The following is a 17,052-nucleotide window of genomic DNA, read 5'->3' on the forward strand; positions in this document are numbered from 1 at the left end:
CCGGGTGGGCACGGCACACCGGGCGGGACGGTCGCCGCCCGCGTTCACCCCATGGGCGCGGGCGGCGGCGGGTCGGTCGGGTCGCCGCCCGAGGGGACCAGGCGTACCAACATGCCTTCGTCGGGACGGTCCGGGGACGCGCCGTACTTGTCCTGGAATCGTCGGCGGACCAGGCTCAGCGGCGTCGGATCCTCCTCGCGGACCTCGACCAGGGTGAACTCGCCCGGCCCCGACCCGTTGGCCCGGGGCGGCAGAGGCGTCCTGACCGTGAGCGTGCCGATCGAGTCCCGGGTCAGGTGGAACGTCCGGCAGTCGACGTAGACCTGCCCGTCCACCAGGGCGTACGGGACCCGGTTCTTGGCCATGTCCGAGTCGGCGTGCCGCAGCGTCATCGGCGCCGCCCAGTACCTCTCCAGGTTCAGGGTCGCCTGGTGGTGCCCCCACAACTCCTCGAACCGGGCGTGCACGAACTCCCCCCACGGGCTGGCCATGTCCACTTCCAACTGCGGCACGTTGAACGACAGCTTGCCGATCGGGAAGAAGGAGATGAGGGCCTGTCCGTCCCACTGGTAGAGCTGGATGGACGGTGACGCGTCGTAGATGTGGATCTGTAGCCGGGACCGGAGGTGGCCTTCGAGGGAGGCCCAGAAGGAGTACAGGTGGCGCAGGTTCTCCTTGATCCGTCGGGGGACGTTGACGTGCTGCTTCTCCAACTCCTCGGTACGCTGCTGGGCCGCCGCGCAGTCCGGGTCGAGCAGTAGCACCTGGATCAGGGCACCCTGTTCCAGCGCCGCGCGTACGGCTCGCAACGTCTGCTCGCGGTGGCCCAGTTCGAGCAGGATCGTCCAGGTGTCGAGGATGCGTACCCGCCGGCCGGTGCGGGCGAGCACGTCGATGAACGCCTTCTGGTCGAAGCTGACATGCTCCTGCACCCGCGCCTTGCGGGCCTCCTCGAACAGCGGGTCGAAGATGACGTACGAGATGGCGGCCAACACGACGCTCGCGCCGAGGTTGAGCAGCAGATCGCTGGCGAATCCCCGGGTACGCCAGGCCCCGAGGAGCATCGCCGCCGAGACGAGCAGGAGCAGGCCGCCACGGGTGTAGGCCCGCCGCTGCCGCCGTACCCGATCGCCGACCCGCCACCACACACGCGCCCGGTCCACCCCGTCTCCCTCCACCGGAAGGAGCAGGATATCCGCCGATCACGAGCACGTAGTACCTGTTCCGGCCGCGCCGACGGGGCACGACGCGGTGACCACCACCGGCGGCGTCCGCCCGGCACTCGGGCCGACGCCGCCAGTGGTCCGCCCGCCGCCGTGGCAACGTACCCGGCTCAACTCAGGTGAACCGGGAGTGCACCCCGGTCAGGCGTCGACGTCGCCGGGTACGCCGATCGGCAACCACCGGACGCTGCGCCGGACGTCGTCGGGTGCCGCCGCGAACTCGGCCTCCATCGCGTCGCGGCCCTGTTGGAAGTGTTTCCACCCCTCGTAGTGCACCGGGATCGCCGTGTGCGGGCGGACTTCCCGGCACAGGTCGACGGCCTTGCGCGCGGTCATCGAGTACCGCACCGGGCCGGTCACCGGGAACTTCACGCCACCGAGATGCAGCAGCGCCGTACCGACGGTGAACCGCTCGGCGACCTGACGCACCCCGCCGTAGAGCACGGTGTCACCGGAGACCCAGAACACCCCGTGCCGCTGGCCCTCCCAGGCCAGGGCGAAGCCGATGACGTCACCGACGATCGGCCCGCTCAGTGGCGGGCCGTGCCGGCACGGCGTCGCGGTGACCTCGATCGTCGGTTTGCCCGGAGCGCTGAGCGTGGTGGCGGCCCAGGGCCGTAGCCCCTGGGCGTTGCCGCCCAGCCGCCCCGCACCGGACTCCGTCGTGATCACGGTGCCGACCGCCGGCAGCAGGGCGCGGCCGGCGTCGTCGAGGTTGTCCCCGTGGTGGTCGTGCGTGAGCAGTACCGCGTCGACCGGACCGAGGTCCGCCACGGCGATCGCCGGCCCGGCCGTCTTGCGTGACGACGTGCCCCAGCCGAAGGCGTACCGGCGGCCGGGGGCGTCGAACGTCGGGTCGGTCAGCAGCCGCCAACCACCGACCTCGACGAGGGTGGTCGGCCCGCCGATGTGCGTGATCCGTACGTCGGTCATCCGGCGCTCGGTGCGGCCTTGGCGTGACGCAGCGCCCAGTCCAGCACGTAGTCGGCGATCTCCTCCCAGCCCTCCTGGGCGGGCAGGAGGTGCGCGTAGCCCTCGTACTCCTTGACTTCGGTGACCGTGTCGGACTTGTAGTGCTTGGCGTTCGACTGCTGGATCGCCGGCGGCATGATGTGGTCCTCGGAACCGGAGACGAACAGCAGCGGCGCCCGGTTGTCGTTGCTGTAGTCGACCCAGGTGTCCTGGTGCCCCGGCTGGAAGTTGGCCAGCACGCTGCCCCACAGGATCCCGCCGTTGGCCGGGATGTGGTAACGCTCGTACAGCGCCCGGGAGTCTTCCTCGCTGAAGGTGTTGGTGAAGGCGTACTTCCACTCGTCGAAGCTGAGTCCCACCGTCTTGTGCCGGTTGGCGGGGCTCTTGAGCACCGGGAACGTCGACTTCACCTGGGACAGCGGTACGACCCGGACACCCTCGGTCGGGGCCGAGTTCAGCGCGACACCGGCGGCACCGTACCCGTGGTCGAGCAGGATCTGGGTGAACGCCCCACCGGCGGAGTGCCCCATGATGATCGGCGGGGTCGGCAGCTCCCGGACGATCGACTCGATGTGCTCGATGATCTGCGGCACCGTCACCGCCAGGATCGGCGCGGGGTCGGCGTTGAGCGCCTCGACCTCCACCTCGAAGCCCGGGTATCCGGGCGCGATGACCCGGTAACCCTTCTGCTCGTAGTGCGCGATCCAGTTCTCCCAGCTTCTGGGGGTCACCCAGAAACCGTGAACCAGCACGATCGTGTCCGGAGTACTCATGTCAGGTCCCTATCGGTCGAGAGCGCGGGAAGCCGGAACCCGGCTGTTCCTGTGACCCTCCGGGGACCGACATCGCCCTCGAATCACGAGACTACGTAGTCATGGGCTTCGAATGACGTGAACCACGTAGTCGTGTCCACCGGGGGTCGGCGCAAACCCGCGTTTCGCGTACCCTCTGTGCGATGTCGAGCACCACGTACGGCGGCGCGTCGGTGGAGGGCGCCCGAGGCCGTGACCCCGCCGTATTGGTGGGACGCGATGTCGAGCGGGCCCGTCTGGACGAACTCGTCGAGGCAGCCAAGGCCGGCCTGAGCGGCGTACTGGTGCTGCGCGGCGAGGCCGGTGTGGGCAAGACGACACTGCTCGACCGGGTCGCCGCGACGGAGGACCTCACGGTCGTACGGGTCGTCGGGGTGGAGGCCGAGTCGGAGTTCCCGTTCGCCGGCCTGCACCGGCTGCTGGTGCCGTTCCTGCGTACGGACCATCCGTTGCCCGCGTCGCAGCGAAGGGCGCTGCATGTCGCCTGCGGCCTGGCCGACGGACCACCCGCCGACCGGTTCCTGGTGAGCCTGGCAGCCCTGTCACTGCTCTCCGAGGTCGCCGCGCAGAGCCCGCTGCTGTGCTGCGTCGACGACACCCAGTGGCTGGACCAGGAGTCGCTGCACGCGTTGGCCTTCGTCGCCCGCCGGATCCACGCCGACGGCATCGGTCTGGTCTTCACCGTCCGTACCGGTACCGAGATGGCCGCGCTGGACGGGTTGCCCACCATCGACCTGGCCGGTTTGGCCGGGAACGACGCGATCGAACTCCTGCACACGGTCATCGGCGCACCGCTCGACGCCCAGGTCGCCGAACACATCGTGACGCAGACCGGTGGGAACCCGCTCGCACTGACCGACCTCGCCACCGAACTGGCGAGCGACCCGCTGATCGGCGGCACGCTCCTGCTCGAGCCGCTGCCGCTCGGCGCCCGGCTGGAGGCCCACTACCTGCAACGGGTGCGGTCGCTGCCGGACGCGACCCAACGGTGGATGCTGCTCGCCGCGGTCGAGCAGGCCGGCGATCTGCACTACGTGACGAACGCCGCCGCGATGTTGGGGATCACGCCGGACGCCGCCGACCCGGCCGAGTCCGCGCGCCTGATCGAAATGCGGCCCGACATCAGGTTCCGGCACCCCCTGGTCCGATCCGCGGTCTACGGCGGGGCGCTCGGCGTACAGCGGCGGGCTGCCCACGGCGCGCTCGCCGCCGCGACGACCCGGTCCGGTGACGCCGACCGGCGGGCCTGGCACCTTGCCGCCGCGTCGACCGGCCCGGACGAGACCGTCGCCGCCGAACTGGAGCGGGCGGCCGAACGCGCCGGTGCCCGCGGCGGTTATGCGGCCCGCGCCACGTTCCTCGCCCGTGCTGCGGAGCTGACCCCCGACGAGTCGATCCGGGCCGGCCGCCTCCTCGCGGCCGCCGAGGCCGCGCTGAACGCCGGAGCGGCGGTACGCGCCCAGTCCCTGCTCGACGGGATAGACGTCGCTCTGATCGACCACCTGGCCCGGGGTCGGATGCTCATGGTGCGCAGCGAGGCGGTCGCCCACGCGGGGGCCCAGGCAAGGGTGGCCGCCATCTTCCTCACCGCCTCGGCCGAGTTCCGCCAGGACGCGCCGGAACTCTCCCGCCACGCGCTCCTGCGCGCGTTCGACCACGCCATGGCGGCGGCGGGTTGCATCGTCGACACCACCATCGCCGAGATCGCCGCCTTCGCGCACGACCAGATCGACGCCTCGAAGGCGGTCACGCTCGGCGACTACCAACTCCTCGCGCTCACCACCCTGGTGGCCGGTGACTACGCGGCGGCGGTGCCCCTGCTGCGCCAGGCGAACGCCCTGCTGCTGGCGCCCGAGACCTCCGACGAGGAGGTGCTGTCCCGATATCTCGTCGGTGTTTCCTTCTGCACCATCATCTGGGACGACGAGACCCGGATCGGCATTCTCCGGCGGGCGGCCGACGTCGCCCGGAGGGCCGGGGCGCTGCACGAACTCGACATCGTACTGTTCGCCTGGTCACTGCACGAGGTCGTGGTCGGTAACCTCGCCGAGGCTGACGCGCTGCTGGTCGACGTACACCAGCTGCGCTCGGCGCTGGGGGTGACACCGGAGCAGTGGCAGGTCTACCGGATGCCCGAGATCGTCGCCTGGCGGGCCGAAGGCGACGATTCGCAGATCCGGGACCAGATCCAGCGCACCCTGGATGTATCACTTCAGATCGGGATGGGTGCCAGCGCCGACACCGCCCGGATCGCGCACATGATCTACGCGATCGCGCGGGGCAGCTATGCCGAGGCGGCCTCGATCGCCCGGGAACTCGTCGACGCCGATCCGACCCACCTACACGGCCGGGTACTGCCCGACCTGGTCGAGGCGGCCGTCCGCGCCGACGACCGGGCGTTGGCCGAGCGGACCCTGGCCGAGCTGGAGACGCGGGCCACGGTCAGCGGCACCCCTTCGGCGAACGGTATCCTGGCCCGGTCGCAGGCGTTGCTCGCGTCGCCCGCCGAGGCGGACGGCCTCTACCGGGAGGCCATCAACCGGCTGGAGTCGACCCAGTTGCGGTCCGACCTGGCCAGGGCCCACCTGCTGTACGGCGAGTGGCTCCGCCGGCAGAAACGTCGCCGCGACGCCCGCCACGAGCTCCGTACGGCGCTCGGCATGTTCGAGGAGATGGGTGCGAACGCGTTCGCCGACCGGGCCCGGCAGGAACTGGTCGCCACCGGTGAACGTGCCCGGCAGCGGTCGGTGGAGCTCGCGAACGAACTCACCCCGCAGGAGCTGACCATCGCGAGGCTGGCCAGGGCCGGAGCCACCAACCCGGAGATCGCCACCCATCTCTTCCTGAGCGCCAACACCGTCGACTACCACCTGCGGAAGGTCTTCCGCAAGCTCGGCATCACCTCGCGCCGCCACCTCGGTCAGTCACTGCCCGACTGACCGGGGCGTCTCGCCGTCGAGGTAGACCCACTGCCCGTCGTCGCGGACAAAACGACTGCGCTCGTGCATCGTGTCGGGCTGTCCCGACTCCTGGTAGTGGGCGCGGAACTCGACCGTACCCGCAGTGTCGAACAGGCCGCCCCGATCGGTGTCGACGACATCGAGGCGCGTCCACCGCTGCCGAGGGTCGAGGGTCAGTCGAGCAGGGCGGGTGGTGGGGTGCCAGGTCCGTAGCAGGTAGGCGGTGTCGCCGACGGAGAAGGCGCTGAACCGGGACCGCATGAGCTGCTCGGCGGTCGCCGCGGTCGTCTCTCCCCGGTGCAGCGGGCGGCAGCAGTCACCGTACGTCCGGGTCGAGCCGCAGGGGCAGGGTCGGGTCGAGTTGTCGACCGCCTTCCGGGCAGCACCGCGTTTCACCACCGGCTCATTGTGACGGACAGTACCGGCTGGTCGTGACCGGACCCGGACGGGCGGTCGCCGGGGAGTCGAGCCGGACGCTTTCGGAAGGCGGGTTCGGGGGCGGTCCCGTGCTCAAGCCCGGGCGCTCACGGACCGGGGAAGGTGGATCCGGTTGCCGGTCGCCGCGATGTCGTCGGCGGGACAGCGGCCCGGCGCGACGTACCGGTCGACGAAGTCGCTCACGGCTGCCTGGACCCGAGCCGAGACGCCGAGCCGGGGCAGGGCGTCGGCCGCGGCGGTGAAGCAGGTGAGGGCGGCGGAGCGCAGCGCCGGGTTGCCCAGGCCCTCGCGTGCCGACGTCAGCCAGGCCCGCTGCGGGCGTAGGTAGCCGAGCTGTGCGGTCGCCTCGGCCGCGGCGTGTGCGGCGGTCGGGTCGTCCAGCAGCGCGGTGGTCACGGCCGCCGGCACGACCCAGCCGTCACCCGGCTGCTGGTCGATCATGCGGAATTCGAGGTACCCCCGGGGGCGTACCGGCGGTACCAGGGTGGCGAGGTGCCGCTCCAGGTCGTCGAGGGTGACCGGTCGGGGGCCGTGACCGGCCAGCCAGTCCCGCATGGTCAGGCCGCCCGCCGGTACGAGCCACGGCAGCGGGTCGGGTCGGGCGATCACCGCCACCCGCGCGTCGAGGGCGTAACGAGCCCAGGCGGTACGGGGATCGGCGGCGGCACGGGGTGCCCGGGTACGGCTCGCGTCGGTGCCGAACCGCAGCGCCTGCCGGTACGACACCCAGCGGGTGCCCGAGGCGCCGACGTACGGCGAGTTGGCGAACGCGGCGAGCAGCACCGGACCGATCGCGTTGGCGAGCCGCCACCGGCGGCGGTACCCGCGCCACCCTGCGGACTCGTCCCCCGCGTCGAGACACACCTGCACCGACGCGGTGTTGCACATCACGGTCCGGCCGGCCGCACCCGTACGGTCGTGGTACGCCGCCAGGGCGAGGTAACGGGGGTGTTCGGTGACGAGCCGGGGCTTCCGTCCGGTGTCCAGCCCGGTCGGGTCGAGCCGGAGCCCGTCCGCGCCCAGAGCGGCCCGGACCAGGGCGAGGTCGTCGGCGACTGCGTCGACGCAGTCCTGCAGCCCCGCGCCGACGGCCGAGGACAGCTCGAGCTGGCCACCGGGCTCGACGCTGATCCGGCAGCCGCCGGGCAGCGGGTCACCGAGGTGGGCGAGTGCGGCGTACAGGCGGGCCGTCGGTGGGCGGTCGAGCGGGTACGCAGGGTCCCGCACGACGTACTCCAGTTCGACGCCGACGCGACCGACGGGGCCGACCCGGTAGCCGGCGGCGGCGACGTAGGCGGTGGCTGTCGCCTCCGTGAGGACAGCAGCGTCCACGGCGGACTCCGATGGGTGCAGGGTCCCGGTGTCCGGCCGCGCGCAGCCGCAGGACACGAAGGTACGGGTGGAGGGGAGGTTGCCCCTCGCCGGGCCGGGCACCCGGTGGCTGGAGGCGATCTCCATTAGCGGGCTGCGCCGCTCGGGTGTCCAGGCTGCCGCGGACCAACTGCCGGTGAACAGTCGGTTCGCGCGGGTGAACGGCGGAACCCGGCGTGCCGCCTGGCCCGTTCGGGCACGAGGCACCCACTTCGGAGGTCGCCCCGTCGGCGACGAGACTCATCCTGGTCCATCGACCGGCGCTCGGGATCGGCCAAATGGTCATCGGAATGCGCTTTCTCGAAGGATGGTCCGAGCCGGTACCGGCAAACAGATACTTGTCGAAGTGCGCCGGGTTCCTTGGCAGTAGCCAGAACGGCCACCGTCGACAATGGAATGGAGAGGCCTGTGCCGGTATGCGCCCGTATGGCACCGGCGCCCACTCCGTCGACTGCGCTCATCACGCTCGAACACCCTCCGACCGGGGCGGCTCGTGGAGCCCGCCCCGGCCGTGGTGTGCCGGGCGTGTGTCTGACGGATCGAATGGGGAGTGTGGCGAACCATGATTGAGCTACCGCTGTCGCCTGCGCAGGAACGGCTGTGGTTCCTCGACCGGTTCGATCCGGGACAGCCGAACAACGTCACCTACGCCAGCCGGCTGCGGGGAAAGGTCGACGCCGACCTGCTGGCCCGGGCCTTCGCCGCCGTGACCGTCCGGCACGAGGCGCTGCGCGCCACCATCCTCGACCGCGCCGGTGTCCCGGTGCAGGTGATCGCCGATCCCGGCCCGTTCGACCTCGAACGCGTCGACCTGACCGCGGAGCCGGAGTCGCTGCGGGAGAACCGGGCCCGCGAGATCGGGCGGCAGGTCTTCGACACCAGCTTCGACCTGGCCCGTGGACCGCTGATCCGGGCGGTGCTGCTGACCCTCGGCCAGGACGACCACGTGTTGCTGGTGGTCGTCCACCACGTGATCTTCGATGGCAGCTCGGTGACGATCCTCATGGCCGACCTGCGTACGGCCTACGGCGCCCTGGTCGACGGTGGCGTACCGGACCTGCCGGCGCTGGCGGTCGGTTGGGCGGACTACGTACGTGAGCAGGCGGACCAGCCGGCGGGGAAGGTGGAGCAGGATCTCGCGTACTGGCGGGAACGGCTCGCCGGCGCACCCACCCTGGCACTGCCGACCGACCTGCCCCGCCCGCTGTTCAAGACCTCGCGCACGGCGCAGGTACGACACCAGTTCGACGGTGACCTCACCGCCCGGCTGCAACGGCTGGCGCAGAGCCAGCGGTGCACCCTGTTCATGGTGATGCTCGCCGGCTACCAGGCGCTGCTGGGCCGGCACGCCGGTCAGGACGACGTCTGTGTCGGTACGGCCAGCGCCGGGCGCTCCCGCGCCGAGCTGGAGTCCCTCGTCGGCTGCCTGATCCAGACCCTGGTGTTGCGCGGTGACCTCTCCGGCGACCCCACCGTACGGGAGCTGCTCCGGCGAACCCGTGACACCGCCCTGGACGCGTACGGACACCAGGAGGTGTTGTTCGAGCGGTTGGTCAGCGAGCTGGACGTGACCCGCGACGTGAGTCGTACGCCGTTGTTCGAGACCATGTTCGTCCTGCACACCCAGGGCCAGCCGGGACTGGACGTGCTACCCGGAGTGCAGGGCGCACCGTTCACCGTCGGCGTGGTGCAGACCCTGTTCGACCTGGTGGTGGACGCCTGGATGACCCCTAACGGGCTGGCCATGACGGCCAGGTACGACACCGCGCTGTTCACCCCGGAGACGGTCAGCGCGATGTTGCGTCGGTTCGAGGTGTTGTTGCGGGCGTGTACGGAGGATGTGGATCGGCGGGTGTCGGAGCTGCCGATGGATGACGCGGTCGGATTGCGGTCGGTGCTGGCGCGGGGTCAGGGTCCGCGTCGGCCGTACTCGGGGACGGTTGGGTCGTTGTTCGGGACGCGGGTCGCGGCTGCGCCGGACGCGCTCGCGGTGGGTTCCCTCAGCTATCGGGGGCTGGACGAGCGGGCGAATCGGATCGCCCGGTATCTGCGGCGGTCGGGGGTGGCGCCGGGTTCGGTGGTGGGGGTGTGTCTGGACCGGACGCCCGACCTGGTGGCGACGTTGCTGGCGGTGTGGCGGTGTGGCGCGGCGTACCTGCCGTTGGATCCGGGGTTGCCGCCGGCCAGGATGTCGTGGCTGCGTTCGGACTCCGGCGCGGGGCATCTCGTGACACAGGAGAGCCTGGCGACGACAACCGGTGACGGCGGGTCGCAGCGGATTCTCTGGTTGGACCGGGATGCGGTGGAGATCGAGGCGGAGTCCGCCGAGCCCTTTGCGGAGTCGGTTGATCCGGGTGCGTTGGCGTATTTGTTGTATACGTCGGGGTCGACGGGGTGGCCGAAGGGTGTGGGGGTGCCGCATTCGGCGTTGACGAACCTGTTGTTGTCGATGCGGGACGCGTTGGGTTCTGGTTCGTCGGATGTGTGGTTGGGGTTGACGTCGTTGTCGTTTGACATCAGTGGGTTGGAGTTGTTCCTTCCGTTGGTGGTCGGTGCCCGTCTGGTGTTGGTCCCGGAGGAGCGGGTGAAGGATGGTGCGGCGATTGTGCGGTTGGTGCGGGCGGAGGGGGTGTCGTTTGTGCAGGCGACGCCGTCGGGGTGGCGGATGTTGCTCGATGCGGGGTTCGATTTCCCGTCGGTGGTGGGGTTGACCGGTGGTGAGGAGTTGCCGGTGGGGTTGGGTCGGGAGTTGCGGTCGCGGGTGTCGCGGTTGGTGAATGTGTACGGGCCGACGGAGACGACGATCTGGTCCACCCTTGCCGAGGTGCCGGTGGGTGTGGGGTCGGTGTCGTTGGGTGCGCCGATCGGTAACACGCAGGTGTATGTGGTGGATCGGGGGTTGCGGCCGGTGCCGGTCGGGGTGCCGGGTGAGTTGGTCATTGGTGGGGCGGGTGTGGCGTGGGGGTACGTGGGGCGGGCGGGTTTGACCGCTGGTCGGTTCGTTCCTGATCCGTACGGGGCGCCGGGTGGGCGGTTGTATCGGACGGGGGACCGGGTCCGGTGGTTGCGGGGTGGGGGGTTGGAGTTCCTGGGTCGGGTGGACCATCAGGTGAAGGTGCGGGGGTACCGGATCGAGTTGGGTGAGGTCGAGGCCCGTCTCGTGGAGCATCCCCTCGTCGGTCAGGCGGCGGTGGTGGTGGCGGGCAAGGGAGAGGATGCCCGTCTGGTGGGTTACGTGTCACCTGCGGGGTCGGGTGAGGTGCCGTCGGGGCGGCAGTTGCGGTCGTATCTGGCGGAGGCATTGCCGGGGTACATGGTTCCGGGGCAGGTGATGGTGTTGGACGCGTTGCCGTTGAACACCGCCGGCAAAATCGACCGACGCAACCTACCCACCGAACTCCCCGACTCCGACGCCCGCGAGCACGTCCCACCCTCCACCGAAGTCGAGGAACTGGTGGCGGCCACCTGGGGTGAGGTGCTCGGACGGGAACGGGTCGGGGCGCTGGACGACTTCTTCGACCTCGGCGGCCACTCCCTGCTCGCCACCCGAGCCGTCGCCCGACTCGGCGCCGCACTCGAAATGGAAATACCGATCCGGACACTGTTCGTCCACTCCACCGTCGAAGCCTTTGCGGCCGTGCTCGAGGAACTCCTCGTCACCGACCTCGAACAGCTCTCCGACGACGAGGTCGTCCGGCTGCTCGACGGGGATGTGAACCCGTGACCGACCTCGAGAACCAGGTGGACAGCGACTCCGCGCCGGTGCTGGCGCCGGCCGCGCGGGCGCGTACGGAGCGGCTGTCGGAGCAACGTCGGGCCCTGCTCGCCCAGCGGCTACGCAAGGGAGCCGGGGCGGCGGTACGGGCACCGGAGATCCCGCGACTGCCGGACGGTGTGGAGCCGCCCATCTCGTTCGGGCAGGAACGCCTCTGGTTCATGGAACAGCTCGAACCCGGCACGGACGCGTACGTGATGCGCGGCGCGGTACGGCTGCGCGGACGGCTGCACCTCGACGCCCTCCGTAGTGCGCTGGAAGACGTCGTCGGGCGCCACGACACGCTCCGTACCCGGTTCCCGGTGGACGAGAGCGGGCGGGTGTCGGCTGTCGTGGTCGAACGCGTGGAGGTGCCGTTCCGCGTCGTACCGGTGGACCCGGAGGCAGGCGCGGACCCGCTCGACCAGGCGCAGACCCTGACCACCCGCGACTGCGGACCGTTCGACCTGACCGTGGCGCCGCTGCTGCGGGCGATGGTGGTGCAACTCGACCCGGACGACCACGTGGTGCACGTCGCGATGCACCACATCGTCGGCGACGGGTGGTCCTGGCCGGTGTTCTTCGCCGACTGGGCCGCGCTCTACGCCGCCCGGCTCGACCAGGCGCCGGCCCCCGCACCCATGCCGATCCAGTACGGCGACTACGCGGCCTGGCAGCGGGAACGGCTCGCCGGCCCGGCGGCGGAACGCGACCTGGCGTACTGGCGGCAGGCGCTGCACGGAGTGCCGCCGCTGGACCTACCCGTCGACCGTCCCCGCCCGGCGCAGCCGGGGTGGCGCGGCGACGGTCACCAGGTCCGGTTCCCGGACGACCTGGTCGAGGGGCTCAGGTCGCTCGGCCGCGAACACGGGGCGACCCTGTTCATGACGTTGCTCGCCGGACTGCACGTGCTCCTGCACCGGTTGAGCGGGCAGCGGGACTTCGCCGTCGGTTCACCGGTCGCCGGTCGGGTCCGCCCCGAACTGGAGCGGCTGGTCGGGCCGTTCGTCAACATGCTGCCGCTACGGGCCGATCTCCGTACCGAGCTGACGTTCGCGCAGCTCCTGACCCAGACCCGGGACCGGGTCCTGGAGGCGCTGAGCCACCAGGAGCTGCCGTTCGAACGGCTCGTGCAGGACCTGAACGTCGAACGGGACACCAGCCGGTCGCCGATCTTCCAGGTGCTCTTCGGGATGCACAACACCGGCGGGTCGGCGGGGGAGTGGCCCGACGGACTGGAACGGCTCCCGTTCGGTAGCCCGGTCACCACGACCAAGCACGACCTGTCGCTGTACGTGGACGAGCATCCCGACGGCGTACGCGGATCCTTCGGTTACCGCAGTGAACTGTTCGACGCCGACACAGTCGCCCGGTTCGCCGAGCACTACCGCCGGCTGCTCGCCGCGGCGGTCGCCCGGCCGGACACCCCCCTGGCCGACCTGGACCTGATGACGGAGGCGGAACGGTCGGCCGTACTCGGTCTGGGGACCGGAGCGCCCGCACCGCAACCGGCCGACGGCACCCTCGCGGACGTGATCGCCCCGCACGTCCTCGCGACCCCGGACGCACCCGCGATCGTCCACGACGGTGTCGCCACCAGCTACCGCGACCTCGATGCCGGGGCAAACCGGATGGCGGCCTGGCTGCGCGGTCACGGCGTGACCCGAGGATCGCTGGTCGGGGTCTGCCTGGAGCAGTCGGCCGAACTGGCGATGGCGTTGCTGGGCGTGCTGCGGGCCGGCGCCGCGTACGTACCGCTGGATCCGGAACAGCCCCCGGCCCGGCTGGGCACGATCATGGCCGACGCCCGACCGGCGCTGGTGCTGACCACGTCCGACCTGGCGGACCGGTTCGAGTCCGTCGCCACCGTCCGGTTGGACGAGGTACGCGACGAGATCGCCGGGCACAGTCCGCTCGCGCCGGAACCGGTCGCGGCGCCGGACGACCTCGCCTACGTGATCTTCACGTCGGGTTCGACCGGGCGGCCGAAGGGCGTGGCGGTGGCCCACCGGCAGGTGCGCAACTACCTCGACGGGGTCACCGCGCAGATCGGGGTGGTGCCGGCGGCCCGCTGGGCGCTGCTCCAGTCGCTGTCCTTCGACTTCGCGGTCACCGTCTTCTACCTCGGCCTGGCCAGCGGCGGCGCGGTGCACCTGGTGCCCCGTCGGTGCACCGGCGACGAACTCGCCGACTACCTGCGCGAACAGCGCATCGACTACCTCAAGATGACGCCCTCGCACCTCGCCGCGTTGGCGGTCGAGGTCCCGTCCGAGCGGCTGGTGCCGGCGAAGGCGCTGCTCCTCGGCGGGGAGGCGTCCCGGCTGGACTGGGCCGCCGGCCTGGCCGCCGGTCCGGCTGCGGTGATCAACCACTACGGCCCGACCGAAGCGACCGTCGGTGTCACCACCTACCGGGTCGAGGCGTCCGACACCGGCACCGGCACCACACCGATCGGCAAACCGCTGCCGCACGCCCGGGTGTACGTGCTCGACGAACGAATGCGGCCGGTGCCGGTCGGCGTGCCGGGCGAGCTGTACCTCGGCGGGGACCGGCTGGCCCGGGGCTACCTCGGGCAGCCGGGTCTGACCGCGGAGCGGTTCCGGCCCGATCCGTACGCGACCGAGCCCGGTGCGCGGATGTACGGCACCGGCGACCTGGCCCGGTGGCGCCCGGACGGGCAGTTGGAGTTCCTCGGCCGGCGCGACGGGCAGGTCAAGCTGCGCGGCTACCGGGTCGAGTTGGGCGAGGTCGAGGCGGCACTGGTCGACTGCCCGGGGGTGAGCGCGGCGGTCGCGATGCTGCGCGGTGACCGGCTGGTCGGCTACCTGCAACGCGAGGCCGCCGACGACGGGTCGGCCCCGACCGACCCGGATCCGGGTACGCTGCGCCGGCTGCTCGCCGGCACCCTGCCCGAGTACATGATCCCGAACCAGTTCGTCTGGCTGGACCGGCTGCCGTTGCAGGACCACGGCAAGGTCGACCGGCGGGCGCTGCCCGAACCGGTGGCCGCGACCGCCGCCTCCGGGCTCGAACACGTCCCGCCGGACGGGCCGGTCGAGACCGCCATCGCCCAGGTGTGGCAGGAGGTCCTGGAGGTCGAGCGGGTCGGCGCGCTGGACGACTTCTTCGACCTCGGCGGGCACTCGCTGCTCGCCACCCAGGTGGTGGCCCGGCTGCGTCGTACGCTCACCACCGAGCGGCCGATCAGCGTGATGGACCTGTTCCGGTGTCGTACGGTGCGCGAACTCGCCCTGCTCGCCACCGGTGAGTCCGGGCAACCGGCCGACCGGCTGCTGCACGAGCTGAGCCGACCCCCGAGCGGGACCCGGAAACGCTCGTACGTCTGCGTCCCGTACGGCGGCGCGAACGCGGTCGTGTACCAGCCGTTGGCCGACGCCCTCCCGGACGGCCACAGCCTGTACGCGGTCGCCGTACCCGGACACGACATCGGACTGGCCGAGGAGATCGAGCCGATCGAGGTGACCGCACAGCGGCTCACCGAGGAGATCCTGAACACGATCACCGGACCCCTGGTCGTGTACGGACACTGCGGCCCCGGTGGGGCGCTCGCGGTGGAGGTCGCCCGCCGGCTGGAAGAGGCCGGTCGGGAGCTGGACGCGCTCTACCTCGGCGGGATCTTCCCCTTCGCCCGACCGGTCGGTGGGGTGCTCGGCCGGCTCACCCGGCTCCGCCTCGGCGAACGGCTGCGCGGCGACCGGGTCTACGCCAACTGGCTCCAGGGCATGGGGGCCGACCTCGGCGCGCTCGACACCGAGCAGCAGCGGTTCCTGATCCGGGCGATGCGCCACGACGGTGAGGCCGCCGAGAACTACTTCACCGAGCTGCTCCACCAGCACGCCACCCCGCTGCGTACGCCGATCATCAGCATTGTCGGCGACCGCGACCCCGGTACGGAGTACCACCAGGAGCGGTACCGGGAATGGCACTTCCTCAGCGACACCACCGCCCTGGTGGTGTTGCAGGAGGCGGGGCACTACTTCGCCAAGTTCCGCGCCGACGAGGTCGCCGACATCATCACCGCCGTCGACCGGGAACTCGAACAGCCCGTTCCCGCGTACAACCCGGACCTGTCGTGGCAGGTCACCGCGGTCTCCCGGGGGGCCGAGCCGACGGCTGCGGTAACCACGGAACAGCCGGGGATGGGCCGCTTCCTGACCGTCGCCGCCGGGCAGCTCATCTCCGGGATCGGGTCGGCGCTGACCACCTTCGCGGTGCCGCTCTGGACCTACCTCGAGACCGGGTCCCTGATCCGGTTCGCGCTGTTCGCGGTGCTGGGTCAGGTGCCGGGCATCCTGGCCGCCCCGGTCGCCGGTGCGATCATCGACCGCAGTGACCGTCGCCGCGCGATGCTCGCCGGTGACTTCGCCGCGCTGACCGCCATCGCCTCGTTCGCCGCCCTCTACTGGACCGACCAGCTCCAACCGTGGCACATCTACACCTTCGTCGGGTGGCTGTCGGTCGCGTTGACCTTCCAACGACTGGCGTACATGTCCGCGGTGCCGCAGCTCGTACCCAAGCGCTATCTCGGCCACGCCAACGGGATGGTCCAACTCGGCGGCGGTGTCGCCCAGTTCCTCGTACCGCTGGTCGCGGTCGGCCTGATCGCCACCATCGGTCTGGGCGGCATCCTCCTCATCGACCTGGGCAGCTACCTGTTCGCGATCACGGTGCTGGTGCTGGTCAAGTTCCCCCGCGCGATGGCCCGCCGACGCCGGGAGAGCCTGCTCGCCGAGATCACCGGCGGCCTGCGGTACACCGTGCAGCACCGCAGCTTCCGGGCCATGGTGCTCTTCTTCGCCGCGTTCAACCTCTTCCTCGCACCGCTGTTCCTGTTGCTCTCCCCGCTGGTCCTGGCGTTCGCCCCGCTGGAGTCGGTGGCGCAGGTGTCGCTGGCGGGCGGGGTCGGCGCGGTCGTCGGCGGTCTGATCATGACCGCCTGGGGTGGCCCCCGGCACCGGCGGATGCGCGGCATGCTGCTGCTCACGTTCGCGTTCGCCGCCGGTGGCCTGGTAACCGGGCTGCGCCCCAGCGTCGCGGTTGTCGCCGCGGGCGCACTCGGGATGTCGCTGTCGCTGTCGGTCATCAACGGGATCTGGCTGACCATCATCCAGACCAAGGTCCCGCAGCGACTGCACGCCCGGGTCATCGCCCTGAACATGGTCATCGCCCTGTCGACCATGCCGCTCGGTCAGGCGGTCATCGCCCCACTGCTGGTGCCGCGCTTCGAGCCGCTGCTGCTGCCCGGTGGTTCGCTCGCCGACTCCGTCGGACAGGTGATCGGGGTCGGGCCGGGGCGGGGCACCGGGCTGCTCTACATCCTGCTCGCCGTCTGCGTCGCCGTGGTGGTCGCGGTGTCGCTGCGGGTGCGTACCCTGGCCCGGTTCGACGACGACGTACCCGACGCGCCGCCGGACGACCTCGTCGGGCTGAGCAACTGGACCGCCCGCGTGCAGTCCCGTACGGCCGCCGGCTCCCACCAGGGCAGCGGGAGCGGCGGCTGA

8 protein-coding genes are annotated in these 17,052 nt (G+C 71.1%); 3 read left to right on the plus strand and 5 right to left on the minus strand.

What is annotated here, in order from left to right; all coding sequences use genetic code 11:
• Positions 1 to 44: 44 nt before the first annotated feature.
• From OIE47_RS31340 to OIE47_RS31350, 3 genes are all read right to left on the minus strand, one after another.
• Positions 45 to 1,163 carry a hypothetical protein gene (locus OIE47_RS31340; protein ID WP_326558135.1) on the minus strand — a complete coding sequence of 373 codons (1,119 nt, stop codon included), beginning with the start codon at positions 1,161 to 1,163 and terminating at the stop codon, positions 45 to 47.
• Positions 1,164 to 1,364: 201 nt separating this feature from the next.
• Positions 1,365 to 2,156: an MBL fold metallo-hydrolase gene (locus OIE47_RS31345; protein WP_326558136.1), complete on the minus strand. Its 792-nt coding sequence runs from the start codon at positions 2,154 to 2,156 to the stop codon at positions 1,365 to 1,367.
• Complete coding sequence (locus OIE47_RS31350; RefSeq protein ID WP_326558137.1) at positions 2,153 to 2,968, minus strand: alpha/beta hydrolase; 816 nt, start codon at positions 2,966 to 2,968, stop codon at positions 2,153 to 2,155. The genes OIE47_RS31345 and OIE47_RS31350 overlap by 4 nt, the downstream gene beginning before the upstream one ends.
• 182 nt (positions 2,969 to 3,150) lie before the next feature.
• Between OIE47_RS31350 and OIE47_RS31355 the strand changes: the two genes are divergently transcribed.
• Entirely contained in the window at positions 3,151 to 5,946 is a 2,796-nt protein-coding gene (locus OIE47_RS31355; protein WP_326558138.1) for an ATP-binding protein, read from the plus strand.
• On the opposite strand, the gene OIE47_RS31360 is transcribed toward OIE47_RS31355, so the two are convergent.
• Together OIE47_RS31360 and OIE47_RS31365 are read right to left on the minus strand one after the other, a co-directional pair.
• Entirely contained in the window at positions 5,932 to 6,363 is a 432-nt protein-coding gene (locus OIE47_RS31360) for a YchJ family protein (RefSeq protein ID WP_326563293.1), read from the minus strand. The two genes, OIE47_RS31355 and OIE47_RS31360, sit on opposite strands and share 15 nt — an antisense overlap.
• Positions 6,364 to 6,477: 114 nt before the next feature.
• Positions 6,478 to 7,737 (minus strand): glutamate-cysteine ligase family protein, encoded by a 1,260-nt coding sequence (locus tag OIE47_RS31365; RefSeq protein WP_326558139.1) that lies wholly within the window; start codon positions 7,735 to 7,737, stop codon positions 6,478 to 6,480.
• A 601-nt stretch (positions 7,738 to 8,338) separates the two neighbouring features.
• On the opposite strand from OIE47_RS31365, the gene OIE47_RS31370 reads away from it, so the two are divergent.
• Positions 8,339 to 11,500, plus strand: coding sequence for a non-ribosomal peptide synthetase (locus OIE47_RS31370; RefSeq protein WP_326558140.1), 3,162 nt, complete (start codon positions 8,339 to 8,341; stop codon positions 11,498 to 11,500).
• A complete protein-coding gene (locus tag OIE47_RS31375) occupies positions 11,497 to 17,052 on the plus strand; it encodes a non-ribosomal peptide synthetase/MFS transporter (RefSeq protein ID WP_326558141.1) in 5,556 nt (1,851 codons plus the stop codon). Before OIE47_RS31370 ends, OIE47_RS31375 begins: the two co-directional genes overlap by 4 nt.

Source organism: Micromonospora sp. NBC_01796 (assembly GCF_035917455.1).
Lineage (GTDB): Bacteria > Actinomycetota > Actinomycetes > Mycobacteriales > Micromonosporaceae > Micromonospora_G.

What these genes read in the sequence shown, in the direction of transcription:
- OIE47_RS31345 (WP_326558136.1), bottom strand. Translation starts at nt 2,156, where the DNA reads ATGACCGACGTACGGATCACGCACATCGGCGGGCCGACCACCCTCGTC.
- OIE47_RS31350 (WP_326558137.1), bottom strand. Translation starts at nt 2,968, where the DNA reads ATGAGTACTCCGGACACGATCGTGCTGGTTCACGGTTTCTGGGTGACC.
- OIE47_RS31370 (WP_326558140.1), top strand. Translation starts at nt 8,339, where the DNA reads ATGATTGAGCTACCGCTGTCGCCTGCGCAGGAACGGCTGTGGTTCCTC.
- OIE47_RS31355 (WP_326558138.1), top strand. Translation starts at nt 3,151, where the DNA reads ATGTCGAGCACCACGTACGGCGGCGCGTCGGTGGAGGGCGCCCGAGGC.